The 19069-nt window shown below is 64.7% G+C and carries 22 protein-coding genes and 1 tRNA gene; 15 read left to right on the top strand and 8 right to left on the bottom strand.

Features of this window, described 5'->3' with window-relative positions:
* The first annotated feature begins 206 nt into the window (after positions 1-206).
* Positions 207-1592: an ATP-binding protein gene (locus E2481_RS11730; protein ID WP_136717339.1), complete on the top strand. Its 1386-nt coding sequence runs from the start codon at positions 207-209 to the stop codon at positions 1590-1592.
* A 15-nt stretch (positions 1593-1607) separates the two neighbouring features.
* Here E2481_RS11730 and E2481_RS11725 read toward each other — a convergent pair whose 3' ends face one another.
* The gene (locus tag E2481_RS11725) at positions 1608-3116 is read right to left on the bottom strand and encodes a phosphoenolpyruvate carboxykinase (ATP) (protein WP_136717338.1); all 1509 of its coding nucleotides are present in this window, start codon (positions 3114-3116) and stop codon (positions 1608-1610) included.
* A 158-nt stretch (positions 3117-3274) separates the two neighbouring features.
* Between E2481_RS11725 and E2481_RS11720 the strand changes: the two genes are divergently transcribed.
* The 4 genes from E2481_RS11720 (at position 3275) to trmY (ending at position 5378) form a co-directional block, all read left to right on the top strand.
* Positions 3275-3859, top strand: coding sequence for a hypothetical protein (locus tag E2481_RS11720; RefSeq protein WP_136717337.1), 585 nt, complete (start codon positions 3275-3277; stop codon positions 3857-3859).
* An 87-nt stretch (positions 3860-3946) separates the two neighbouring features.
* The gene (locus E2481_RS11715; RefSeq protein WP_136717336.1) at positions 3947-4228 is read left to right on the top strand and encodes an AbrB/MazE/SpoVT family DNA-binding domain-containing protein; all 282 of its coding nucleotides are present in this window, start codon (positions 3947-3949) and stop codon (positions 4226-4228) included.
* Positions 4225-4626, top strand: coding sequence for a hypothetical protein (locus tag E2481_RS11710; protein ID WP_136717335.1), 402 nt, complete (start codon positions 4225-4227; stop codon positions 4624-4626). The genes E2481_RS11715 and E2481_RS11710 overlap by 4 nt, the downstream gene beginning before the upstream one ends.
* A 155-nt stretch (positions 4627-4781) precedes the next feature.
* Positions 4782-5378, top strand: a complete 597-nt coding sequence (gene trmY / locus E2481_RS11705; protein WP_136717334.1) for a tRNA (pseudouridine(54)-N(1))-methyltransferase TrmY — start codon at positions 4782-4784, stop codon at positions 5376-5378.
* A gap of 12 nt (positions 5379-5390) precedes the next feature.
* On the opposite strand, the gene E2481_RS11700 is transcribed toward trmY, so the two are convergent.
* Positions 5391-5864: a GDP-mannose mannosyl hydrolase gene (locus E2481_RS11700; protein ID WP_136717333.1), complete on the bottom strand. Its 474-nt coding sequence runs from the start codon at positions 5862-5864 to the stop codon at positions 5391-5393.
* A 170-nt stretch (positions 5865-6034) separates the two neighbouring features.
* Between E2481_RS11700 and E2481_RS18995 the strand changes: the two genes are divergently transcribed.
* The gene (locus E2481_RS18995; protein ID WP_256867896.1) at positions 6035-6166 is read left to right on the top strand and encodes a hypothetical protein; all 132 of its coding nucleotides are present in this window, start codon (positions 6035-6037) and stop codon (positions 6164-6166) included.
* 90 nt (positions 6167-6256) lie between these two features.
* Here the strand turns inward: E2481_RS18995 and E2481_RS11695 are convergent, their stop codons facing one another.
* The gene (locus tag E2481_RS11695) at positions 6257-6769 is read right to left on the bottom strand and encodes a metallophosphoesterase (RefSeq protein WP_136717332.1); all 513 of its coding nucleotides are present in this window, start codon (positions 6767-6769) and stop codon (positions 6257-6259) included.
* Between the two features lie 122 nt (positions 6770-6891).
* Here E2481_RS11695 and E2481_RS11690 point away from each other — a divergent pair, with 122 nt between their 5' ends.
* The 4 genes from E2481_RS11690 to E2481_RS11675 all read left to right on the top strand — a co-directional run bounded on the left by E2481_RS11690 (position 6892) and on the right by E2481_RS11675 (position 12096).
* Positions 6892-7686, top strand: a complete 795-nt coding sequence (locus E2481_RS11690) for an ABC transporter ATP-binding protein (RefSeq protein ID WP_136717331.1) — start codon at positions 6892-6894, stop codon at positions 7684-7686.
* Positions 7679-9424: a hypothetical protein gene (locus E2481_RS11685; protein WP_136717330.1), complete on the top strand. Its 1746-nt coding sequence runs from the start codon at positions 7679-7681 to the stop codon at positions 9422-9424. Before E2481_RS11690 ends, E2481_RS11685 begins: the two co-directional genes overlap by 8 nt.
* A gap of 70 nt (positions 9425-9494) precedes the next feature.
* Positions 9495-9567 (top strand) — tRNA-Pro (locus E2481_RS11680).
* A 339-nt stretch (positions 9568-9906) separates the two neighbouring features.
* A complete protein-coding gene (locus E2481_RS11675; RefSeq protein WP_136717329.1) occupies positions 9907-12096 on the top strand; it encodes a hypothetical protein in 2190 nt (729 codons plus the stop codon).
* 195 nt (positions 12097-12291) lie between these two features.
* Here E2481_RS11675 and E2481_RS11670 read toward each other — a convergent pair whose 3' ends face one another.
* The gene (locus E2481_RS11670; protein ID WP_136717328.1) at positions 12292-13128 is read right to left on the bottom strand and encodes a YihY/virulence factor BrkB family protein; all 837 of its coding nucleotides are present in this window, start codon (positions 13126-13128) and stop codon (positions 12292-12294) included.
* A gap of 320 nt (positions 13129-13448) precedes the next feature.
* Entirely contained in the window at positions 13449-13958 is a 510-nt protein-coding gene (locus tag E2481_RS11665; protein WP_136717327.1) for a hypothetical protein, read from the bottom strand.
* Positions 13959-14075: 117 nt separating this feature from the next.
* Between E2481_RS11665 and E2481_RS11660 the strand changes: the two genes are divergently transcribed.
* Positions 14076-14453 (top strand): cupin domain-containing protein, encoded by a 378-nt coding sequence (locus E2481_RS11660; protein WP_136717326.1) that lies wholly within the window; start codon positions 14076-14078, stop codon positions 14451-14453.
* A gap of 95 nt (positions 14454-14548) precedes the next feature.
* Entirely contained in the window at positions 14549-15151 is a 603-nt protein-coding gene (locus tag E2481_RS11655; RefSeq protein ID WP_136717325.1) for an NUDIX hydrolase, read from the top strand.
* Positions 15152-15155: 4 nt separating this feature from the next.
* On the opposite strand, the gene E2481_RS11650 is transcribed toward E2481_RS11655, so the two are convergent.
* Both E2481_RS11650 and E2481_RS11645 read right to left on the bottom strand, forming a co-directional pair.
* Positions 15156-15707 (bottom strand): hypothetical protein, encoded by a 552-nt coding sequence (locus tag E2481_RS11650; RefSeq protein WP_136717324.1) that lies wholly within the window; start codon positions 15705-15707, stop codon positions 15156-15158.
* A gap of 5 nt (positions 15708-15712) precedes the next feature.
* Positions 15713-16075: a hypothetical protein gene (locus tag E2481_RS11645; protein ID WP_136717323.1), complete on the bottom strand. Its 363-nt coding sequence runs from the start codon at positions 16073-16075 to the stop codon at positions 15713-15715.
* A gap of 107 nt (positions 16076-16182) precedes the next feature.
* Here E2481_RS11645 and tgtA point away from each other — a divergent pair, with 107 nt between their 5' ends.
* Positions 16183-17667 (top strand): tRNA guanosine(15) transglycosylase TgtA, encoded by a 1485-nt coding sequence (gene tgtA, locus E2481_RS11640; RefSeq protein WP_136717322.1) that lies wholly within the window; start codon positions 16183-16185, stop codon positions 17665-17667.
* Positions 17668-17703: 36 nt separating this feature from the next.
* Complete coding sequence (locus E2481_RS11635) at positions 17704-17967, top strand: hypothetical protein (protein WP_136717321.1); 264 nt, start codon at positions 17704-17706, stop codon at positions 17965-17967.
* Between the two features lie 505 nt (positions 17968-18472).
* Here E2481_RS11635 and E2481_RS11630 read toward each other — a convergent pair.
* Entirely contained in the window at positions 18473-18799 is a 327-nt protein-coding gene (locus E2481_RS11630; protein ID WP_136717320.1) for a hypothetical protein, read from the bottom strand.
* Between E2481_RS11630 and E2481_RS19210 the strand changes: the two genes are divergently transcribed.
* On the top strand, positions 18764-19015 hold the full coding sequence (locus E2481_RS19210) for a hypothetical protein (RefSeq protein WP_136717319.1): 252 nt from the start codon (positions 18764-18766) through the stop codon (positions 19013-19015). The genes E2481_RS11630 and E2481_RS19210 overlap by 36 nt on opposite strands.
* The last annotated feature ends 54 nt before the right edge of the window (positions 19016-19069 follow it).

The raw sequence follows: 19069 nt of genomic DNA, 5'->3' as shown, positions 1-19069 counted from the left end.
GCTGCTCGGACCGGAATATCGTGGATAGATGCCCGCTCGACAACCGTCGGTTGCGAAAATTTCTGTCTTTCTTCGGGTAATAACTCGTTGTAGCTGGTGAGAATTGTTAGGATATCAATCACATGGTAGATTAGCAAAATCGAGATTAACAAAATCATGATTTAGATAATCAGAACTACTATTTATGGCCGGATACAGATCGTACTATGGCACACACGCGGTTCGTCAACCGAGATGCTGAAATCGAAACCCTACGGAGTGCATTTGAACACGACACTGCTGAGTTCATCGTTATTTATGGTCGGCGTCGCCTGGGAAAAAGTGCTCTCGCCCGGGAGGCACTGGCGGATGTCGATACTGCTGTCTACTGGCAGGCCACGGAGGAGACACCAGACGTGCAACTTACGGACTTCGTGGACACTGCCAGCGAGACGTTTCCCATTGTCGATGACATCAAGCGCGACTGGGAGGCGCTCTTACGGGCACTCGGACGACAGGATGCCGTCGTGGTTCTCGATGAATTCCCCTACCTTGTTCAATCCGATGAGGCACTCCCTTCAAAAATTCAGCGTGTCTGGGACATGCACCTTCAAGAGACGGGTATGACACTCGTCCTCGTCGGATCGTCAATCAGTATCATGGAAGAGAAAGTGCTCGGTGGCGGTAGTCCATTGTATGGACGACGAACCGCTGCCATTGACCTTCCACCGCTCTCACTTCACGACGCGAAACAGTTCTATCCTGGTGAGGATTCGGACACTACAATCGAGTCGTGGGGTGTCTTTGGTGGGACGCCGTACTATCTTCGAGCACTCGATCCATCGGTCTCACTGGCTGAAAACATTCAATCATGCATCCTCTCAGAGCATGGGATTCTCCACAATGAACCCGAGTTTCTTTTGCGCACTGAATTCGGCATCCGCGAGCCACAGACCTACTATACGATCCTTCGAGCGATTGCCACTGGAAAGCGCGAAGCCAACGAAATTGCGACCTTTGCTGGCATCGACTCGAACAGCCTCGGCTCCTATCTCTCGAAACTCCGTCGGCTGCGCCTCATCGAGCGGGATATCCCCGTCACGGCGAACCCAAATGCAACACGAAAAAGCAGGTACCGGTTGAAGGAACCGCTCTTTCGGTTCTGGTTTCACTACGTCTATGGCCAAATGGGGAAACTCGCACAGCTCGGGGACGACGCCTATACAGAACTAGTCGAGCCGACATTCACAGAGTATATGGGCCCGATATTTGAGATTATCTGTCAGAAGGCACTTCCGTCGCTCATACCGAAGACGTACCAGGGGATCGGGTACTGGTGGCACCGCGAGCACGAACTCGATGTTGTTGGACTTGCGAGTGACGGAACACTCGTCGCCGGCGAGTGTAAGTACACCACGCGGCAGATGACCGAAGCGGACTTAGCTGACCTCGAACGAGCAGCTGATGCGGTCCAGTGGGTACCTGATGATGGTAGAGAGCCGACTCCCCATTACTGTTGTTTCTGTCGCTCAGGATTCTCCGATGGCCTCCGCGCTCGGGAAGAAGAACGGGATGATCTTTCGTTATTCGAACCCGCTGATATCGTTGGATAAGTTACAGCGACTGTCTCAGTACGCGGCGTCGCGAATCTCCTCGGCCAGATCCTCGAACTGCGCCAGGAACTCCCGGCGCTCCGCCCGAAGCTCCGCGAGCCGCTCCTCGTGGTCCGGCAGGTTCTCGGCCACGTCGAAGGCCTCGATGTCCATGTCGGGAACCTCGCTCGGAACCGTCAGGCCGGTCGCATCGTCGCTGTCCCACTCGGCGGTGCCGCGGGAGATGGCGCGCAGCAGGGCCACCGTGTCCTCGACCCCGACGTCTCGCTCGCCGACCGTGCCCGTGTTCAGGACGAAACAGTCGACGTCGAGGTCGTCGATGAGGTCGCGGAACCGGTTGCCTTCCTCGCCCTTCGAGCCCATGATGAACGGGTTGGTGCCGACGACGCGGATGGACTCGCCGGCAGCCGAGGGGTCGCCCGCGCTGGTCTGGACGGACTCGCCGAGCATGAACGCCGCGGCGGCCTCGTCGGCGTCGAGTTTCGCGACCGGCGGCATCGCCGGATTGCGCGTGATGAAAAACACCTGGTCGACTGCCGGGAGATCGATGTCCTCGCCGGCAGATGCCAGCTCCGAGCGCTGGATGACCGCGCGGCCGTTCGTGGTGTACTTATCGCTATCGAAGTCGACGGTGCCGTCCTCGGCGACGTCGACGTTCTCGATGACGGCGGACTCGTCGGTGGCGGCGTCGTAGAGTTCGGGCTGTTCCTCGCGTTCGAGGCCGATGGTCTTGATGAACAGACCCTGGCCCTCGCTGCCGGCGACGCTCCCATCAGGAAGGAGCGCACAGACGTCGTCCTGGAGCATTGTGGCGTCTTCAGGGTCCTCGAGGTCCAGGCCGTGAGCTGTCAGCGTCGACTTCCCCGTGCCGGAGAGGCCGAGGAACAACTGACCGACGGTTTCTGTGTCGCCATCGTCTTCCAAGCAGACCCGCTTGCTGCCTGCGTGGAGACCGAGGCCGCCCTGCTGTTTGGCGTAGAACATGTGCAGGCGGAGGAAGGACTTCTTGGCCTCGCCGGTGTAATCGCTGCCCATGACGGCGGTGAAGCCGGCGTCGGGCAGGATGCGAACGGCCGTCTCCTCCCACTCCGGAACCTGCACCGTGTAGAAGTCGGGTTCGCGGTCTGGGTCGGAAACCGGTTCGAAGAGTTTCGCCCACGCGAGCGCGATGCGGCCGTACTCCTTGGGGACGTAGTACCGACAGACGTAGGCGTGCTCGTCGTGGCGCCCCATCTGGCGGTCCAGGCAGATCATCTCCCTGTCCTCGGCGACCGACACGGCGTCCTCGAAGTGTTTCAGGTCCGCGTCGTCGAACTCGTGGTCGACGGCGTTTCTCGTCTTGTCCGCGTTGCGCGAGCGCTCGTCGCTGACGTAGGACGGCGAGTCGAACTCCGTGGTCGTCTCCAGGTGCTTCGAGAACTCCCGAAGCTCGGCGAAAGATGGATTATAAATGACGTTCTCCGCTGTCTCTGGATCGGGCAGTACTGCCGCCGGTTGCTTGATCGCAATCCCGGACTCGGACATCACGTGTACTTCCACACGACGCACAAATAAAGACGCGTTATTTGCCGGCTGTGTGACACTGTGTGGCGTTTCCCGTGGTCGAACCGTCCTGTCCGCGACCGAACAGTTGTCTGACAGTGGCACAACAAACTAAGTATCGTCAGCGTATCACGGCCTGTATGGGCAAAGAGACGGTGCGGTACCCGGATGCGCTGGTGGCTCGCATCGAGGAGTTGGTCGCCGACTCCGAGGTGTTCGAGTCCAAATCCGAACTCCACCGTTTCGCTTCCGATTTCTTCCTCTGTCTGTTAGACCCCGATCACGACCCCTCGGTCCTGGGCTACGAAGACATCCTGCGCGACATCGAAGCCGAGAGCGGCGTCTCACTACAACCCGACGACGTCGCGACGAGCGACGCCGACACTCCCTTCCTGGAGTCGTACCTCCGGGTCCGACGCTCGCTCCTCCACGGCGATATCGAGGAGGCCCGCGCGTACGTCACCGAGACGTACGACATCACCGACCGGGAGGCGTTGCTGCTCGACGAACTCATCGGCCAACATCGCGATGAGGCAACTCCGGCCACATCCCGACCGACCTCGGGCACGCCTGACTCCTCGGTCGTGGATACCCAGCCACGAACGAACGGTGAGTCGGCGGCCAGTGCCCGGAACGGACGAGACGCAGAACCAGCCGACGGAGCCAAGGATACGGAGACGGCTGTCGAGTCCGATTCCGACGTGTCCGTATCGGAGGGACGCTAACGGTGACGCCACCCGAAATATAGAATGGCCGACATTAAGTGACTGGCCAGGGATAGTTCTTAGGTACTACAGTACGTAGTACTAGGTATGAGTACCGAGAACGACACCGATTGCGAAACGACCCGCATCACTCGGAAGGGACAGGTCACCATCCCGAAGGAACTCCGCGAGGAGTTCGGTCTCACGGAAGGCGACAGAGTCCGCTGGGAGAAAGTCGAGGACGGTATCAGAGTTCGGAAGGCAACTCGCTCGACAGGCCGCGGAATGCTCGTCGACGATGATGTATCCGAAGCAAAGCGCGAAGAGATGGCCGAAGCGATGGAAGCAGACATTCGCGAAAAGCGCCGGACGGAGTGGACGCCCGAATGACTCGGTACACCGTCGACGGTGTGGCGATGGCACGCTACCTCGTCGATCGACTCCCACCAGCAGCGGACGAGGTGTTCAGGCGAGCCGAAGAGGGTATCGACGTGATCGAGGCACCGACGGTTGCGGTGAGTGAGACAATTTGGACAGCAGTCAATAAAGCCGAAATCGCCAGTATCGAGATTGATACGACGCCGAATGCGGTGTTACGTGGGCTCGTGAATGACGGGCCAGTGCAGATTGCCTCGGCTGACGAGCAGGACCTCGCAGTGTACGGAAGCCTCATTGATCATCATACATTGCACGACGCCCTGCTGATCGCAAACCACCGTGTGCGAGGGACCGAGGCAATCATCACGAAAGACGAGGAGTTTGGCGCTGAGAGTACCGTCTGGCGATGACTCGGCGTTTACGTGGCGTCCGCTTCCGGTGACCCCTGGGGTTTTGCCTGGACATTTCAGCGATACCGATGATCCGCGACTCGAAGGTTCCCGTAATCTCTCGTTTCTAGGCAGCCAAACGAGGCGTTCAAGGGCCTCGCCGCGGATCTCCCGCTATGCGCCAGTTCATCGTGCTCGGGCACGACGTTCCCACGACGCCGGACTTTCCCCTCGACGCGCTCCCCAGCGAGGCCGGCCGCCTCGACGTACTCTGTCGCTGTGTCAACTCCGCGTTCTTCCTCTCACACGACTTACGCGAGGACGTTCGGGTCTCGCTCGTCCTCGGTGACGAGTTCACGATTACCTTCGAAGGAACGGGCCTGCATCGGCTCAATCCTGACGAGCGCAGCACGGCCGCGCTCGTCCGCAAAGCGCTGGAACAGCGGGATGAGGCGATCGGCCACATGGCCGCAGAGAGCAGCCCCGGCGTCTCGATTTCGCGCCTGGGCTTCGAGGCGACGCTGTCGTCGGCGGCCGACGACGGGACCGTCGTCCAACTCCACCAGAACGGGAACCCGATCGTCGACGCCGAACCGCCCGAAGATCCGGTCTTCGTCCTGTCGGACCACCACGAGTTCACTGACGAGGAGGCCGCGCTGCTCTCGGAGACTGCTGACGCTCGTGTCTCGCTGTCACCGCGAGCGCTCCACGCTGACCACGCCATCACGGTCGCGCACAACTATCTGGACACCGGCGGATTCAGCGAGTACTGATTCGATTCGGACTCAGGTCTCCTCGGGGAGGATGCCGGCGTCCACGAGATACGCCTCGACGTAGGGATGCAAGTCCAGATCCGCGAACGGCGTCTCGAACACCTCCAGCGAGGCGTGCTGGTCGTCCGGCCGTAACTCGGCGTCGCCCGACGGCCGGACGTGATACCCGATGGGGACGTAGTGTTTCCCGCCGGCCTCCTCGAACTCGGCCACGTCGTAGAAGTGCTCGTAGACGCCCAGTTGGCGTTCGATGGTGACCGGAATCCCGAGTTCGTCGCCCGCGACGCGGTGGACGGCGTCGGTCAGCTGTTCGTGTTTCCGGACCGTGCCGCCGGGGACGAACCACTCGCCTCTCGCGGGTTCGTTCTCGCGTTTCCCGAGGACGACGCCCTCGTCGGTCTCGACGACGAGATCGACCGAGACCAGTGGGACCGACCGGACGACGGTCTCCCACTCCTCGGCCGGAACCGGCTTGTCTTCGACCATACGGTCCCTGCACAGGGGGCGGCCTTCGAGGTTTCCCTCCGACAGCGGGACCCGACGCGCCGGACGCATGCCATGATCGTCCGTGTTAATTATAGACCGTTATGTTTATCTACCCCTGACTCTCACGGTAGAGTGAAGACAAAATGACCGAACGGCCTACGGAAGACACGATGGCTCCGCTCGTTCCCGAGATGCCCAAGACCCGCGTCCGCACCGACGGTGGACGCATCCGCGACGCGACCGCCGGAGCCAACAATGTAGACGCCGAGGCCGACGCGCCGCTCGTTCCCGACCTCTCCTGAGCGGCGATTTCGGGAATTCACGTTTCTGCCCGTCCGTTTTTCACTCCTGAGCCGCCGCTGTGTGAGTCCTGACGAACTCGACGCGCCGGCTCACTCCGCGATGTCGACGAACGTCACCTCGTCAGTCTCGGTGTCGAGCACCGCGACGCTTCGGTTCTCCTCGGGGACCGTCGGAAAGTGCGCGCCCGGGTTGAGGACGGTCGTCCCGTCCACGTCCCGCTGCTCTGCGACGTGGAAGTGGCCGTAGCAGACGTAGTCGTACTCGCCGGACTCGGCGCGGGCGTCGACCTCTGCCATCCCCTGGTCTCCGTGGAGGACGTGGACGCGCGTCCCGTCGAACTCGAAGGTGGCGTAGCGGCCGTGGAGCTGGCTGCCGTTGCCCATCCCGTCGATGGTTCGTTCGAGGCCGTCGAGTTCGCCGTCGTTGTTGCCCAGAACGCCGTGGAAGGAGAAGTCGTGACCGTCGAACGCCGAGAGCAGCGGCGGCGCGACGAAGTCCCCGCAGTGGAGGATCGTCTCGATACCTCGGTCGGCGAACGCCTCGGCCGCTCGTTCGGCGGCGCGGTAGTTGTCGTGGGTGTCGGAGACGATACCGATCTGCATGTACGGGGTGTCTGGGCCGCGGGCCAAGAAGTTACGGGAGCCCAGTCGGGCGCTTGCGCTGACTTTCTGGCTCGGAAAACACTGGGATCGGTTTTTGTATCCGACTGAGGAACACTGTCGACATGAACGCGATCGAGACGACCGCCCTGACGAAACGCTACGGCTCGACGACCGCCGTCGCGGACCTGGACCTGGCCGTGCCCGACGGTGTCGTGTACGGCTTCCTCGGCCCGAACGGCGCGGGCAAGACCACGACGATGCGGATGCTCACGTCGCTGATCCGGCCGACGAGCGGCTCGGCCCGTGTCGCGGGCGTCCCGGTAACCGATCGACAGTCGATCATCGAGCGCGTCGGCTACCTCCCCGAGGAACCGCCGGTGTACACCGAACTGACTGCCCGCGAACAGTTGACGTACGTCGCCGGCCTGCGCGACCTGCCGCCCGACCGGACCGAAGCCCGCATCGACGAGTTGCTCGACCGGCTGGACCTGGCAGCCGACGCCGACCGTCGGATCGACACCTACTCGAAGGGGATGCGCCAGAAGACCGCGTTCATCCAGTCGCTGTTACACGACCCGGACGTGCTCTTCCTCGACGAGCCGACGAGCGGGCTGGACCCACGCGCCGCTCGGACCATCCGGACCATGATCGACGGCCTCGCCGACGAGGGGACGACCGTCTTCCTCTCGACGCACATCCTGCCGGTCGTCGACGAACACGCGGACACCGTCGGCGTGCTCTCGGACGGCCGTCTCGTCGCCGAGGGACCGCCGGCAGACCTCAAACGGCAGGCCGAAGCAGAGACCGAGGAGGGGCCGGGTCGGTCACTCGAAGACGTGTTCCTCGACGTGACCAGCGAGGACCCCGCGACGGACGACGGGGCCGACGCGGCCGCGGAGGAGACCCCGAATGCCTGAACCCGGCTGGCGGTCCCACGGGCTCGCCATCGGTCGCCAGGAGTTCCGGCGCACGCTTCGGGGGCTTCGCTCGGACTCGACGCGACTGGCCTTCCTCGCCTTTGGGGGGTTGTTCGTCTCCCTGTTCGTTTTGTTCGGGACCTGGCTCGTCCTCCAGTTCGCGGGCGATCTCACGGCCTACGATCTCACGGACACGATACGGGGGAGCTTCGGCCTCCAGTGGCTGTTCGCCGCGTTCATCTTCGCCCAGCGGGCGGGCTCGCGCTACGACCGCATCGACAACGAGTCGCTGATGCTGCTGACCGTCTCCGTGCGGTCCATCGTCGTGGGACTGCTCGGCGCTGAGTTCCTGCGGACCCTGGCGTACGTCGTCGTCCCGGTGGTGCTGATCGGCGGGGCCTTCGTCTACGCGACCGCCTCGCCGCTCACCGCGCCGTTCCTGGTACTCGCGGTCGCGCTCTTCTTGCTCACCTCGCTGGTGGTCGGGTACGCTATCGGACTCGCGGCGAAGCTCCTGGTCGCGCGCGTCCGCTTCGTCGCTCGCTACAAGTCGGTCCTCTCCGTCGTCGCCGTGTTCGCGTTCATCGGGGTGTACTTCCTCTTCCAGAACACCGGCAGCGGCGGCCCGACGGCGCTGCTCGGATATCTGCCCGCGAGTTGGCTGGTCGACCTCGCGGTCGTCGGCTCGCCGGTCGTGGGTGACCCGGTCCGCGCGGCCGTCGCGGGCGTTGGCGGCCTCGTCTGGATCGCCGGCTGGGGGCTCCTCGTGGAACGTATCGCGACCGAACTCTGGTTCGGCGACACCGTCGAACACGAGGTCGCCCAGGCGAAAGCGCGGGTCGAGACGGGCACCGGGGACGATCCCCTGGCCGCTGCCGTCCGCCCTCTCGCGTTCCCGTCGATAAGCCAGCCGACGCTCCGGATCGCCCAGCGGGCGGTCGTCGTCGCTCGCCGGAACCCCTCGCGGCTCACGTTCGTCTTCCTCCCGGTCATCTTCCTCGGCTCGATGCTGGTCAGCGTCGCCCAGAGCGGCGCGCTCTTTGCGGTGTTGCCGCCCGTGCTCGCACTCGTCGTCCCGTGGCTGGCCGGCGCGACGTTCGGCCTCAACCCCTTCGGCGACGAGGGGCCGGTGCTGCCCGCGACGCTCACGTCGCTGGCGTCCGGCCGACAGTACGCGCTCGGTCTCGCGCTCCCCGGACTCGTCCTCGGGGTGCCGCTGGTTCTCGCGACGACTGTCGGGACGGGGCTGTATGGTCCCTATACCGTCACCGAGGTCGGCCTGCTGGCCTCGATTGCCCTCGTCTGCTCCGCGCTCGCCGTGACGGCTGCCCCTGCCGTCGGCACGCTGTTCCCGCGGTTCGACCCGGTCCGCGTCGGGAGTGAGCGCGAGGTCGTCCCGCCGAGTTTGAGCGCGATCGTGGTCTATACGCTCGCACTCGTCGTCCCGGGCGCAATCGCCGTCGGGTCGGCGCTCGCGCCGGCCGCGACCCGCCGCGCCTTCTCTCTACTCGTCGGTGGTCTGTTCGCTCTCCCGTTTATACTGCTCGACGGGAGGGGCCTGGGCGTTGCCGGCGGTGTGGCGACGTGGTTGCAGGGGGTCGGAACCGGGATCGCCGAGCTGCCGACTGCCTGGGTCCACTGGGGCGGGTACGGCATCCCGCTGGTGGTCGCGCTGGGACTCTGTGCCTGGTCGTTCCGGGCTGTCGGTCGGCGATTCGAGGGCTACACCGTCGAGTAACTGTCGACCATCGACTCCCATTTCGCAATGGTTAAAACCGGGCCGGGCGTCTTTGGGAATGCGACAGTGCGGGCCGGTGGGGTAGCTTGGTATCCTTCGGCCTTCGGGTGGCCGTAACCGCGATTCGAATTCGCGCCGGCCCACTACCTTTCCCGCATTCTATCTCTTCGAGCACCGCGTAGCGTGTGCGAGGAACTCAGATTGCGGGAAGTCGTTTCGCCGCGCGAATTCGAGCCAGCAAGTCGCAGCGCGCGAACGAAGTGAGCGCGACCGTCTTGCCCAGTTCGAATTCGCGCCGGCCCACTTTTCCCGCATTCTACTGCGATAGCGCCAGCTTCGGGTGGCCGTACCCCCGTTCTCGTGAGCGACACCTGCCAGAAGAGATATATCGCCGAGGACACAGGCAACGGTATGTTTCGACTGGGTCGGCATGTGCGGACGAGCGGTCGGTGCGCCGTAAATACCGGACAGGTGGGTGACTGATGGTCGACCGGGCGGACCTGGACCGGCGCGACTATCTGAAACTCGCCGGCGGTGCGGGGGCCGTCGGGGCCGCCGGCTGTTTCGGGCTGGCGATGCTCGGCCGGGAGGACGACGCCTCGACGGAACAACTCACGGGCGAGGAAGCCGAGACGATGGCCCAGCGGTACGCGCCGATCCTGTACTTCGACGAGAACGAGCAGTGGTTCCCGACGGACCCGCGACCGTACGAGAGCGAGGTGGACGGCGAGTCCGTCGTCGACGGGTTCGACGCGCTCGACGGCTACACCGAACGGTTCGACGAGGCGGGCCAACCGCCGGAGTCGACGGTGTTCTACCGGGCGCTTTCCTACGAGGACTCGTCGCTGTCGGTCGTCCAGTACTGGCTGTACTCGGCGTTCGACCAGTTCTCGACGAACTTCCACTGGCACGACTGGGAGGTCGTTCACGTGTTCGTCGACGACGAGACCGAGGAACCCCAGTTGTTCGTCGCCAGTGCCCACTCCCGGAAAGTCCCGAACAACGAGTTCCTCGACCCGGACTCCGAGACGGTGCCGCGCATCCTGACGGAACTGGGCTCGCATTCGAGCGCGCTGTCGGTCAACGAGATCCCGGACCGGTTCCAGCGACTGCCGACCGGGGACACCATCGCGGACATCACGAACCGCGCGCTCAGCGCCGTCGAGACGGTCTCGGAGATCCCGATCGCCTACGGGCTTCCGCGGGACGAGGGGTTTCGGCTGCCGTTCGTCGTCCCCGAACTCGACGGCGCGCCGATCTACGACCACGCGGACCTGCCCTCGGTCGGTCGCGACTCCCTGGTTTCGTCGGAACTGACTGTCCGGTCGTTCCGGGAACTGTCCTCGCCGCCGACGGCGCTGCCCGAACGGGAAACGGGGCTCGTCTTCGCCGCCGAATCAGGTGATGGGACGGCCACGGACACTACCAGCAGTGACGAGGTCGATGCGGACGTCTCCTACGCGCTCACCCCGACGACCGAACTGGAGCACATCACGGCCTTCACCGGGCCGCAGTTGAGTTTCGAGTTCCCGATTCCCGATTTCGCCGAGGACCGGATCGCGGGCCACATCACGACGACGGGCGTCCCATGGGAGCAGGAACGGTACGACAGCCCCGCGATGGACGTTTCCGAGCCGGCACATCGGGCCGAACTCGCCGACCGGTACGACGCCATCGCGGAGCCGAAGCCGAGCAATCGCGTCGTCGCTGCCGTCCAGCAGACCACCAGTGCCGACGACGCGCCGGAAGACGAGGGTGTGACCACGCAGCCGCTCTCGGTCGAGTCGCTCTGCCTGCTCGAAAGCGACCCCGAGGCGGTCCCGACGTTCAACGGCGTCGCGGTCCTGGAGGACGTCGATCCCGGCGACCACCGGCTGACGGTCAACGGACCGGGTGCTGCGCCGTACAGCGAGCGAGTCCCGGTCACCGACGACGAGGGGCCGTCGCTGGGAGGCGTCGACGGGGCGATCGGGCTGACGGCGAAGGCGGACGCGGTGAAACTCCGAGTGGATGCCGACGGAACCGACGCGGACTTGACGGATTTGGCCGTCGAGGACGACTTCGGTGGGCGACTCTACGACGCGCCACTCGAGGGTCCCGACGCAGTGTACGTCGACCGTCGCGGCGCGTACACGACGGAAGTCAGGGATCGCGACGGCGAACTCGGCGCGTTCCGCGTCAACCCGAACGCCGACGCTGCCGGGAGCGACGTGACCATCGACCGGCCCGACACGGGCAAGGCATCGCTCGCCTCGTTCGTCGCCGACGTGGCGACCGAGACTGCGGCCAGCGTTCGGAATGCGGCCGAATCCGACGAGGTCGAGTTCGAGGACGACGGCGACAGTGACGACACGGACGACGACCAGGAGACTACCCGAGGGCGTCCGACGGACCAGGAGCCTGGCGGCACGGAGGGGTCCGGCGTCCGTGGCCTGGTGCGGGCGCTGGAGGCGATCGCGGCGGCGGCGGAACGCGCCGCTGCCAACGCGGCCGAGGGCCAGCAGGGGCGGGCCGACGAGGAACTCGGCCGGGCGACGACTGGACTCGAACGGGTGTCGGCCCGTCTCGAGGAGTCCCGGTCCGACCTGCCCGAGCCCGTCGTGACGGCCGTCGAGCGCCGACGGGAGCAGGCCTCGCGCCGGACCGAGCAGGCCATGGACGCGGGGCGGTGAAATTGTCGTAGTCAGCAGAAATTCTCACCGTCCAGAATCGTCAGCAGGGCGGCTTTCCGGTACGAAACGCCGTTCGAGTATACTGTGAGCAAAGACTTCTGGTGACTACTATAGGACCGGTCGAGACCACCGAGCGCTGCGGCGGACAGGTGGTCGTGTCCTCACGACCGATTCGAGAGCGCTGCTGCTCCCGGCTTACTCGATGTCTGGCGGAGAGTCGCCGCTCATCGCGCGTCCGGCGTCGTCTGCCAGGACCGCATTGACGATCGCACCGAGCAAGAGCAGGAGGCTTCCGAAGTAGAGCCACGCCAACGTGATGAGAACGGCCCCCACGGCACCGGCGGGAACGCCAGCCGCGTAGGCCACGTACAGGCGAAACACCGATTCGAGCGCTGTCCAGCCGGCAGCGGCCACGAGCGTCCCGGGAAGGACCGCCCGGAGCGACAGATCGACGTCCGGGAACACGTAGTACATCGGCAGGAAAACGACCGTGAGCCCGACGAAGAGCACCAGCGGTGTGAGCAGTTCGCGCAACGGGAACCGCGTGAGTATTGCGGTGCCGCCGGCGACGACGGCAGCGGTGATCGCCAGGAGCAAGACGACGAAGACCACGAGCGCGTCTTTTGTTTGATTGATGCGAGTGTTCGAAGTGGTGGTATCGTAGATCATCGAGAACGCCGTGTCCAGTCCCTTGAACAGGTTGAGCGCACCCCACAACAGGAAGGCGACGCTGACGACGGAGGTGCCCGTCGCGCTGAGTTCTCTGGTGATGGCGGTGGCAACGAGGGTCTGTGTCTCGTCGGGAAGGAATCCCTCCGTGAGCGTGAGTACCTGGTCGGCCAGTGCGTCCCCGGCAAACGTGGCCACCAGTACGAACAGCACGACCAGCAGCGGTACCAGCGCAGTGAACGTCTGGAACGCCACGCTGTTGGCCATGAACTGGACGTTGACGCGTTTGCTCTCTGCATAGACTCGCCATCCAAACGGCCATCGACGGCTGAACCACGACTCGAAGTCGGGGACCGATGGCATACGAACGATCGGCGAGCGACGGGCAAAAGACCGGGGAGGTGACGGTTAAACGATAGAATCGGGGAGAGTAGCCCGGATCTGGGCTTCACGTCTCGGTGTACCGCCTCGCCTCCCGCTCGCCGCGCGCGTAGAGGAGCGCCCAGACTACGAAGACCGAAACCAACCAGACCGAGAGACTGGCCAGGAGCCACATACGACTGCAGATCGATCTCGACGTTCTTTGATAGTCACTGCCAACTCTCCGGTAGGCCTTCTATACTCTCCCCTTTCGAGCGGACCCCGCCCATCCCATACCAAGCGACAGACCGCGAATTCGACACTCAATACCGGAAGGCAGCGTCGAGGATGCCCGCTGTCTGCCCCGTGCCGACGAGTGTCAGGCCGCCGACGAGAGCCACGTCGGTCGACCACACTACGCCAGCGCCGTACAGCAGGACACCGACCGCACAGCCTGCGGCCCCGCCGAAGTAGATCCACGCGCCGTCACCGACCCGTCGGCCGGTGTAGACGAAGCCGACGGCGGGGAGGACCATCCACCCCACGAGTGCGATACCTTGCAGGAATCTGCTGGGCGTTTCGACCTGGATGCCGACCAGTCCACTCAGCGTCACGAAGAACCCGACGACGATGACGTACCACCACACCTCGAGGACGCCCTCCTGCATGTCGGCTCGGCCCGTGATCGCAAAGCCCGCCAGCAGCACGGTCATCACGACGTGAGCGATCAACAGTGCCTGATCGCTCCCCACGCCCAGATGTGCGGCCGTGACGAACGCCCATGCGAACGGGACCAGCAACGCCGGACCGAACTCGCGCGCACGACGGAACATGTCCGAGCGATACGGGTGGCTGCCGGAAACGTGTTTGCGTTTCGACACCGACTCGACCGTGGTTCCCGTCGGGCGGGGTTTGCCCACCTTGAATAGGCGGTCGGTCGTGGGTTCGCCATGGGCTATCACGTGCTGGACCCCGACGAACTCGCCGACTCGCCGGAGCATCCCTGTGACCGTCGGTCGATTACTGACACTGTAGAACTCGCACAACTAGCGGCGGCCGTCTACACGCTCGACCCGGGCGAGCAACTCGCGACGCAGTATCATTACCACGAGCAACGCGAGGAGATCTTCTACGTCGTCGCCGGCGAACTCCACGTCGAGACGCCCGAGGAGACGTTCGCGGTCCCCGCTGACGAGGTGTTCGTCGCCGAACCCGAAAGCCCCATCCGCCCGTACAACCCCGCGGACGCGACCGAACCGACTCGCGTGCTCGGTGTCGGTGCACCGAAGTTCGACATCGGACGGGCGTACGACCCCGACGAGGAATAGTTCAGGCATCGCCAACAGTCCCCGCGTGCAAACGGAACGTCCATTGTATGGGGTTTGAAGGGGGCTTTTGGGCCGTGGGTGTGTGGGGGCTGGTAATGACTGGGGAGTCTCTCGATTCTACGGACCGAAACGCGGGAGCCGACGACACCGAAGACGAACTGGCCTGGGAGACGCTGTACGGCGAGACGGCGTACATGTGTCCGGGCTTCGACATCCAGCGCGAGCGGGTGCGCTTGCCCGACGGGACCGAGACCGACTTCGACTACCTCTCCGAAAGCGAGAGCGTCGTCGTCGTGCCCTTCACACCCGATGGCGAGGTCGTGCTCATCGAGGAGTGGCGACAGGCAGTCAAGCGGGTCAACCGCGGGTTCCCTGCGGGCGGGGTCGAGGCCACCGACGCCGACGACCTGGCGACGACCGCCCGGCGGGAACTCGAAGAAGAGACGGGCTACGAGGCCGAAACGGTGGAACACCTGACCACCGTCGAACCCGCGAACGGCATCGCCGACGCGGTCTTTCACTACTTCGTCGCCGAGGGCTGTGAACCGACCGGCGAACAGGACCTGGACCACAACGAGAGCATCCGCGTGACGACGGCGGACTTCGACGAACTTCGCGAGGCCGTCCGCGACGACGAGATGCGCGACGGGCGGACCGCCTTGGGCGTGCTGTACTACGCCGCGTTCGGGGACCTGTAGACGCTCACAGCATCCCTTTGACGTGCTGGACGTACGAATTGTGTTTCCAGCTTCGGTGACGCCCGATCACGTCGAGGATGGTTCGGGCGTCACTCTCCGAGAGATGGCCGGTGTACGCGTAATCGCGGAGTAGTCGCGGCGTCGTCACGACCGTCGCGTCGGCGAGTCGCGCGTGAATCAGCGCGAAACTCGACCCGGCGAACTCGTCGGTCAGGAACGCGTCGACGCCGAGCGCGTTCGCGAGCACGAGCGCGGCCGTCTCTCCGCCATCGAGTCCCCACTCCGGGAGTGCTGGTGGCGTCTCCGACCGCTGAAGCGGGTCCTCGACGGTGTAGTGATCGCTTGCTGCGAGGACGTTCGCGGCTGCCGCTCCGTCTATGTCGCTGTACTGGGCGATGTTCTGCAGTTCAGCTCGAACCTGGGTCGGTATCGAGACGGCACACGACGTAAGGAGGTACTGGAGCGGGTCGGGGTTGCTGTCGGTATCGTACGCACCGTCGGCTTTCGGAATCGCTAGACTGACCAGTGCCGACGTGTCCGCGACGACTGTTCGCACCGCTGTTACTCTCCGTCAGTATCGACCGTCTGCGTTTCGCCGTCGTACACGTCTACGTCGGTGTCCGGTGCGGGGACGTCGAGCGGTTCGTCGGCGAGGTCCCGTTTGAGCAGCCGGAACCGCTGGGCGGTGTCCCGCCCCACCAGCGTCGCGACCGTCTCGAAGTCGAGGTGGTCCTCGTAGTAGCGGTCGGCGACCATCGCCTCGAACCGTTCGTCGCTCGTCCGCTCCGTGATGTGTTCTCGGAGCGCCTCGACGATGACGTCCGTGCGGTCCTTGTCCAGTACGTCGGCCAGCGCGTCGGCCTGTTCGATGACGCGCTCCGGACCCCTGAAGTGGACTCGCTTTTTTTCCTCGTCGGCGCTCATATGTGCCTGTTGTGCACATAGGATCTTAACCCTTCGCTCTCACCGCACTCGCTGTCGGAGTCTGTGGAACGGAACCCTTAGGCCGGCACCGACGCTACGGCGGGGCAATGCGCGAGTGCTTCGAGGTCAGGGACTACGACGGGGCGGGCCGAATCGGCGAACTCGACGTGCCCCGGGCGGACGTGACCGTCGAGACGCCGGCCCTCCTGCCGGTCGTCAACCCCCACGTCCGGACCATCGAACCCGGCGAACTCGAAGCGGAGTTCGGCGCGGAGATCCTCATCACGAACGCCTACAGCATCTACGGCTCCGAGGAGTACCGGGAGGACGCCCTCGAACAGGGACTGCACGACCTCTACGACTTCTCGGGGGCCATCATGACCGACTCCGGATCCTTCCAGCTCTCGGAGTACGGCTCCATCGACGTCGACACCGAAGAGATCCTGCAGTTTCAGCACGACATCGGCTCTGACATCGGGACGCCGGTCGACATTCCGACGCCGCCCGACGTCCCCCGCGAGCAGGCCGAAGAGGAACTGACGACGACCCAGGAGCGCCTCGAACTCGCCGAGACCGTCGACACCGGCGAGATGCTCGTCAACGCACCCATCCAGGGGTCGACCTACGCGGACCTCCGGGAGTCGGCGGCCGAACACGCCTACGGGACGAGCCTGGACGTGTTCCCGGTCGGCGCGGTCGTCCCGCTGCTGAACAACTACCGCTTCGCGGACGTGGTCGACCTGGTCGCGGCGTCCAAACGCGGCCTCGGCGAGGACGCGCCGGTTCACCTGTTCGGGGCCGGCCACCCCATGATGTTCGCGCTGGCGGTGGCGATGGGCTGTGACCTGTTCGACTCGGCGGCCTACGCGCTGTACGCCCGCGACGACCGATATCTCACGGTTCGTGGGACCGAACACCTCGAAGACCTGGACTACTTCCCCTGTGAGTGTCCGGTCTGTGCCAGCCACACGCCCGACGATCTGGACGCGAAAAACGCCCTCGAGCGCGAGCGCCTGCTGGCTGAGCACAATCTCCACGTCACCTACGGCGAGATGCGCCGCATCAAACAGGCCATCCGCCGGGGGAACTTACTGGAACTCGTCGAGACGCGCGCTCGGGGCCATCCGACGATGCTCTCGGGGTATCGCGCGCTGGTCGACCACGCCGAGCAACTCGAAGCGACCGATCCCGTCGCCAAGGAGGCCTTCTTCTACCTCTCGACGGAGAGCGCCGACCGGCCCGAGGTCCATCGGCATCACGACCGACTGGCGCGACTCAGCCCCGAGGGCGAGATCCTCCTCAGCGAAGGCGACACCAACGAGGCCTACGATGAGACGTGGCGCGTCGTGCCGCCGTTCGGGCCCTTCCCGCGGGACCTCTCGGACGTGTATCCCCTGAACGCGGAGATTCCCGAGCGCCTCGACGCCCGGGCCTACGAGCAGGCCGCCGAGGGGGTCCGTCGACTGGCCGAGGGCAATCCCGATGCGGCGTTCACGCTGGCCTATCACGACTGGCCGGAGACGGCCCTTGCCGCGGTGCCCGACTCGGTGTCGACGTTCCAGCTCGGGGTCGAAGAGGGCGACTGGGACTGAACAGCAGGGTTTTCAATTGGGGTGACACTACCAGACATGGATCGAGCGACGCTGTTCTACGGGGCGCTCGCGCTGTACGGGATTGCCTCCGCTGCCGACGCGGTCGTGACCGTTCTCTCGGCCAGCCTCACCGTCGCGACGGGAGCGCCCGCCCTGGCCGGACTCGTCGTGTTCGGTGCCGGGCTGTACGGACTCGCCCGACCGGGCCAGCGCGGCGACGCCGCCGATTCGTGGCTGGCCTACCTGGTCGCAGTCGGGGCGCTGTTTGCTATCGTCGGACTCGTCGTCGGCCGATTGTGATCGGACGGAGGCCCGCCGGCGCGTGCGCGCCCGCATCGTTTTGCCGCTGGACGTGGAACCCTCGGTGCGGTCACTGATTCGTGTCGGCGTGCGCACCAGTTCACCAGTCAGGACTCCACACATGACCGGACATCAACCCAACACCCACCAGCAGCGCGACCCGACTCGTCTCCAGCAGCCGATTCAGGGTCAGCCCACTCACCAGCGGGCGTCCCGGGAGCGACAGCAGTTCAAACCCGTTCCGGGCCAGCAGCTACCCGGCCAGCGACCGGTTCAGCCTGTGGCACAGCAGCCCCAGTACCAGCCGCAGAGTAGCCGGAACCCACAGACCGGCGTCCACTTCCAGCAGGGACAGCAGCCACCCCGAGGACAGCAGCCGACACAGCAACCACCACCGCAGCCGACACAGCAGCCACCACAGCAGCGCCAGCGATCACCGCAGCAGACACAGCACCCACCTCACCAGCAGCAATCGCCCCATCATTCACACCAACCACCGCAACAGTCACCGCAAACCTCGCAGCCACGACGGACACAGCAACCACAGCCGCCGGGTCAGCCTGGAAACCAGTCGGCACCAACCGGCATCCAGCAACCGACATGACGGCCACCCGAGCAGCAACGCCGACAGACACCGCCCCAGCCACAGCAGCGACAGCAGCCCCAGTACGGACAGCAAACACAGGTACAGCCCCAACCAGGGGGACAGCAGGCGAGTCAGCAGCCACGAGGGCACGGATCGCAGCAGGAACAGCAGCAACTCCCGCCCAAGCAGATTCGGGGGACTCGCGCCCAGATCCGGGCGGTCGAGGACGGCGAGGAGTACGTCCACGTCCGCATCCGGGACCCCGACGCCTTCGACACGATTCGGACGCCGGACTGGGCGTCGATGGCGGCCGATTCCGTCCACGAGGGTAGCGAGGTCCGCACGGGGAAACTGAAAGGCAGCGACGAGTGGTGCATCGAGAGCGTCCTCATCGTGAAACCGGTGGACGTAGACACGGCGGTCGAGCAGGCGAGTCGTATCGTTCAGAAGATCGAGGGGTAAAGCGTGGGTTCGTTCGTCGAGGTTCCCCGGAAGGAAAGATAATTGGCCGCGCTC

The sequence above is a fragment of the Halorientalis salina genome, assembly GCF_005049285.1.
Classification (GTDB): domain Archaea; phylum Halobacteriota; class Halobacteria; order Halobacteriales; family Haloarculaceae; genus Halorientalis; species Halorientalis salina.
The sequence above is the reverse complement of the archived record's forward strand: the minus strand, read 5'-3'. Positions and strand labels throughout refer to the sequence as shown.

Bases quoted from the DNA above. Each gene is read 5' to 3' on its own strand.
- E2481_RS11730 (WP_136717339.1), top strand. From the start codon at position 207: ATGGCACACACGCGGTTCGTCAACCGAGATGCTGAAATCGAAACCCTA.
- E2481_RS11725 (WP_136717338.1), bottom strand. From the start codon at position 3,116: ATGTCCGAGTCCGGGATTGCGATCAAGCAACCGGCGGCAGTACTGCCC.
- E2481_RS11720 (WP_136717337.1), top strand. From the start codon at position 3,275: ATGGGCAAAGAGACGGTGCGGTACCCGGATGCGCTGGTGGCTCGCATC.
- E2481_RS11715 (WP_136717336.1), top strand. From the start codon at position 3,947: ATGAGTACCGAGAACGACACCGATTGCGAAACGACCCGCATCACTCGG.
- E2481_RS11710 (WP_136717335.1), top strand. From the start codon at position 4,225: ATGACTCGGTACACCGTCGACGGTGTGGCGATGGCACGCTACCTCGTC.
- trmY (WP_136717334.1), top strand. From the start codon at position 4,782: ATGCGCCAGTTCATCGTGCTCGGGCACGACGTTCCCACGACGCCGGAC.
- E2481_RS11700 (WP_136717333.1), bottom strand. From the start codon at position 5,864: ATGGTCGAAGACAAGCCGGTTCCGGCCGAGGAGTGGGAGACCGTCGTC.
- E2481_RS18995 (WP_256867896.1), top strand. From the start codon at position 6,035: ATGGCTCCGCTCGTTCCCGAGATGCCCAAGACCCGCGTCCGCACCGAC.
- E2481_RS11695 (WP_136717332.1), bottom strand. From the start codon at position 6,769: ATGCAGATCGGTATCGTCTCCGACACCCACGACAACTACCGCGCCGCC.
- E2481_RS11690 (WP_136717331.1), top strand. From the start codon at position 6,892: ATGAACGCGATCGAGACGACCGCCCTGACGAAACGCTACGGCTCGACG.
- E2481_RS11685 (WP_136717330.1), top strand. From the start codon at position 7,679: ATGCCTGAACCCGGCTGGCGGTCCCACGGGCTCGCCATCGGTCGCCAG.
- E2481_RS11675 (WP_136717329.1), top strand. From the start codon at position 9,907: ATGGTCGACCGGGCGGACCTGGACCGGCGCGACTATCTGAAACTCGCC.
- E2481_RS11670 (WP_136717328.1), bottom strand. From the start codon at position 13,128: ATGCCATCGGTCCCCGACTTCGAGTCGTGGTTCAGCCGTCGATGGCCG.
- E2481_RS11665 (WP_136717327.1), bottom strand. From the start codon at position 13,958: ATGTTCCGTCGTGCGCGCGAGTTCGGTCCGGCGTTGCTGGTCCCGTTC.
- E2481_RS11660 (WP_136717326.1), top strand. From the start codon at position 14,076: ATGGGCTATCACGTGCTGGACCCCGACGAACTCGCCGACTCGCCGGAG.
- E2481_RS11655 (WP_136717325.1), top strand. From the start codon at position 14,549: ATGACTGGGGAGTCTCTCGATTCTACGGACCGAAACGCGGGAGCCGAC.
- E2481_RS11645 (WP_136717323.1), bottom strand. From the start codon at position 16,075: ATGAGCGCCGACGAGGAAAAAAAGCGAGTCCACTTCAGGGGTCCGGAG.
- tgtA (WP_136717322.1), top strand. From the start codon at position 16,183: ATGCGCGAGTGCTTCGAGGTCAGGGACTACGACGGGGCGGGCCGAATC.
- E2481_RS11635 (WP_136717321.1), top strand. From the start codon at position 17,704: ATGGATCGAGCGACGCTGTTCTACGGGGCGCTCGCGCTGTACGGGATT.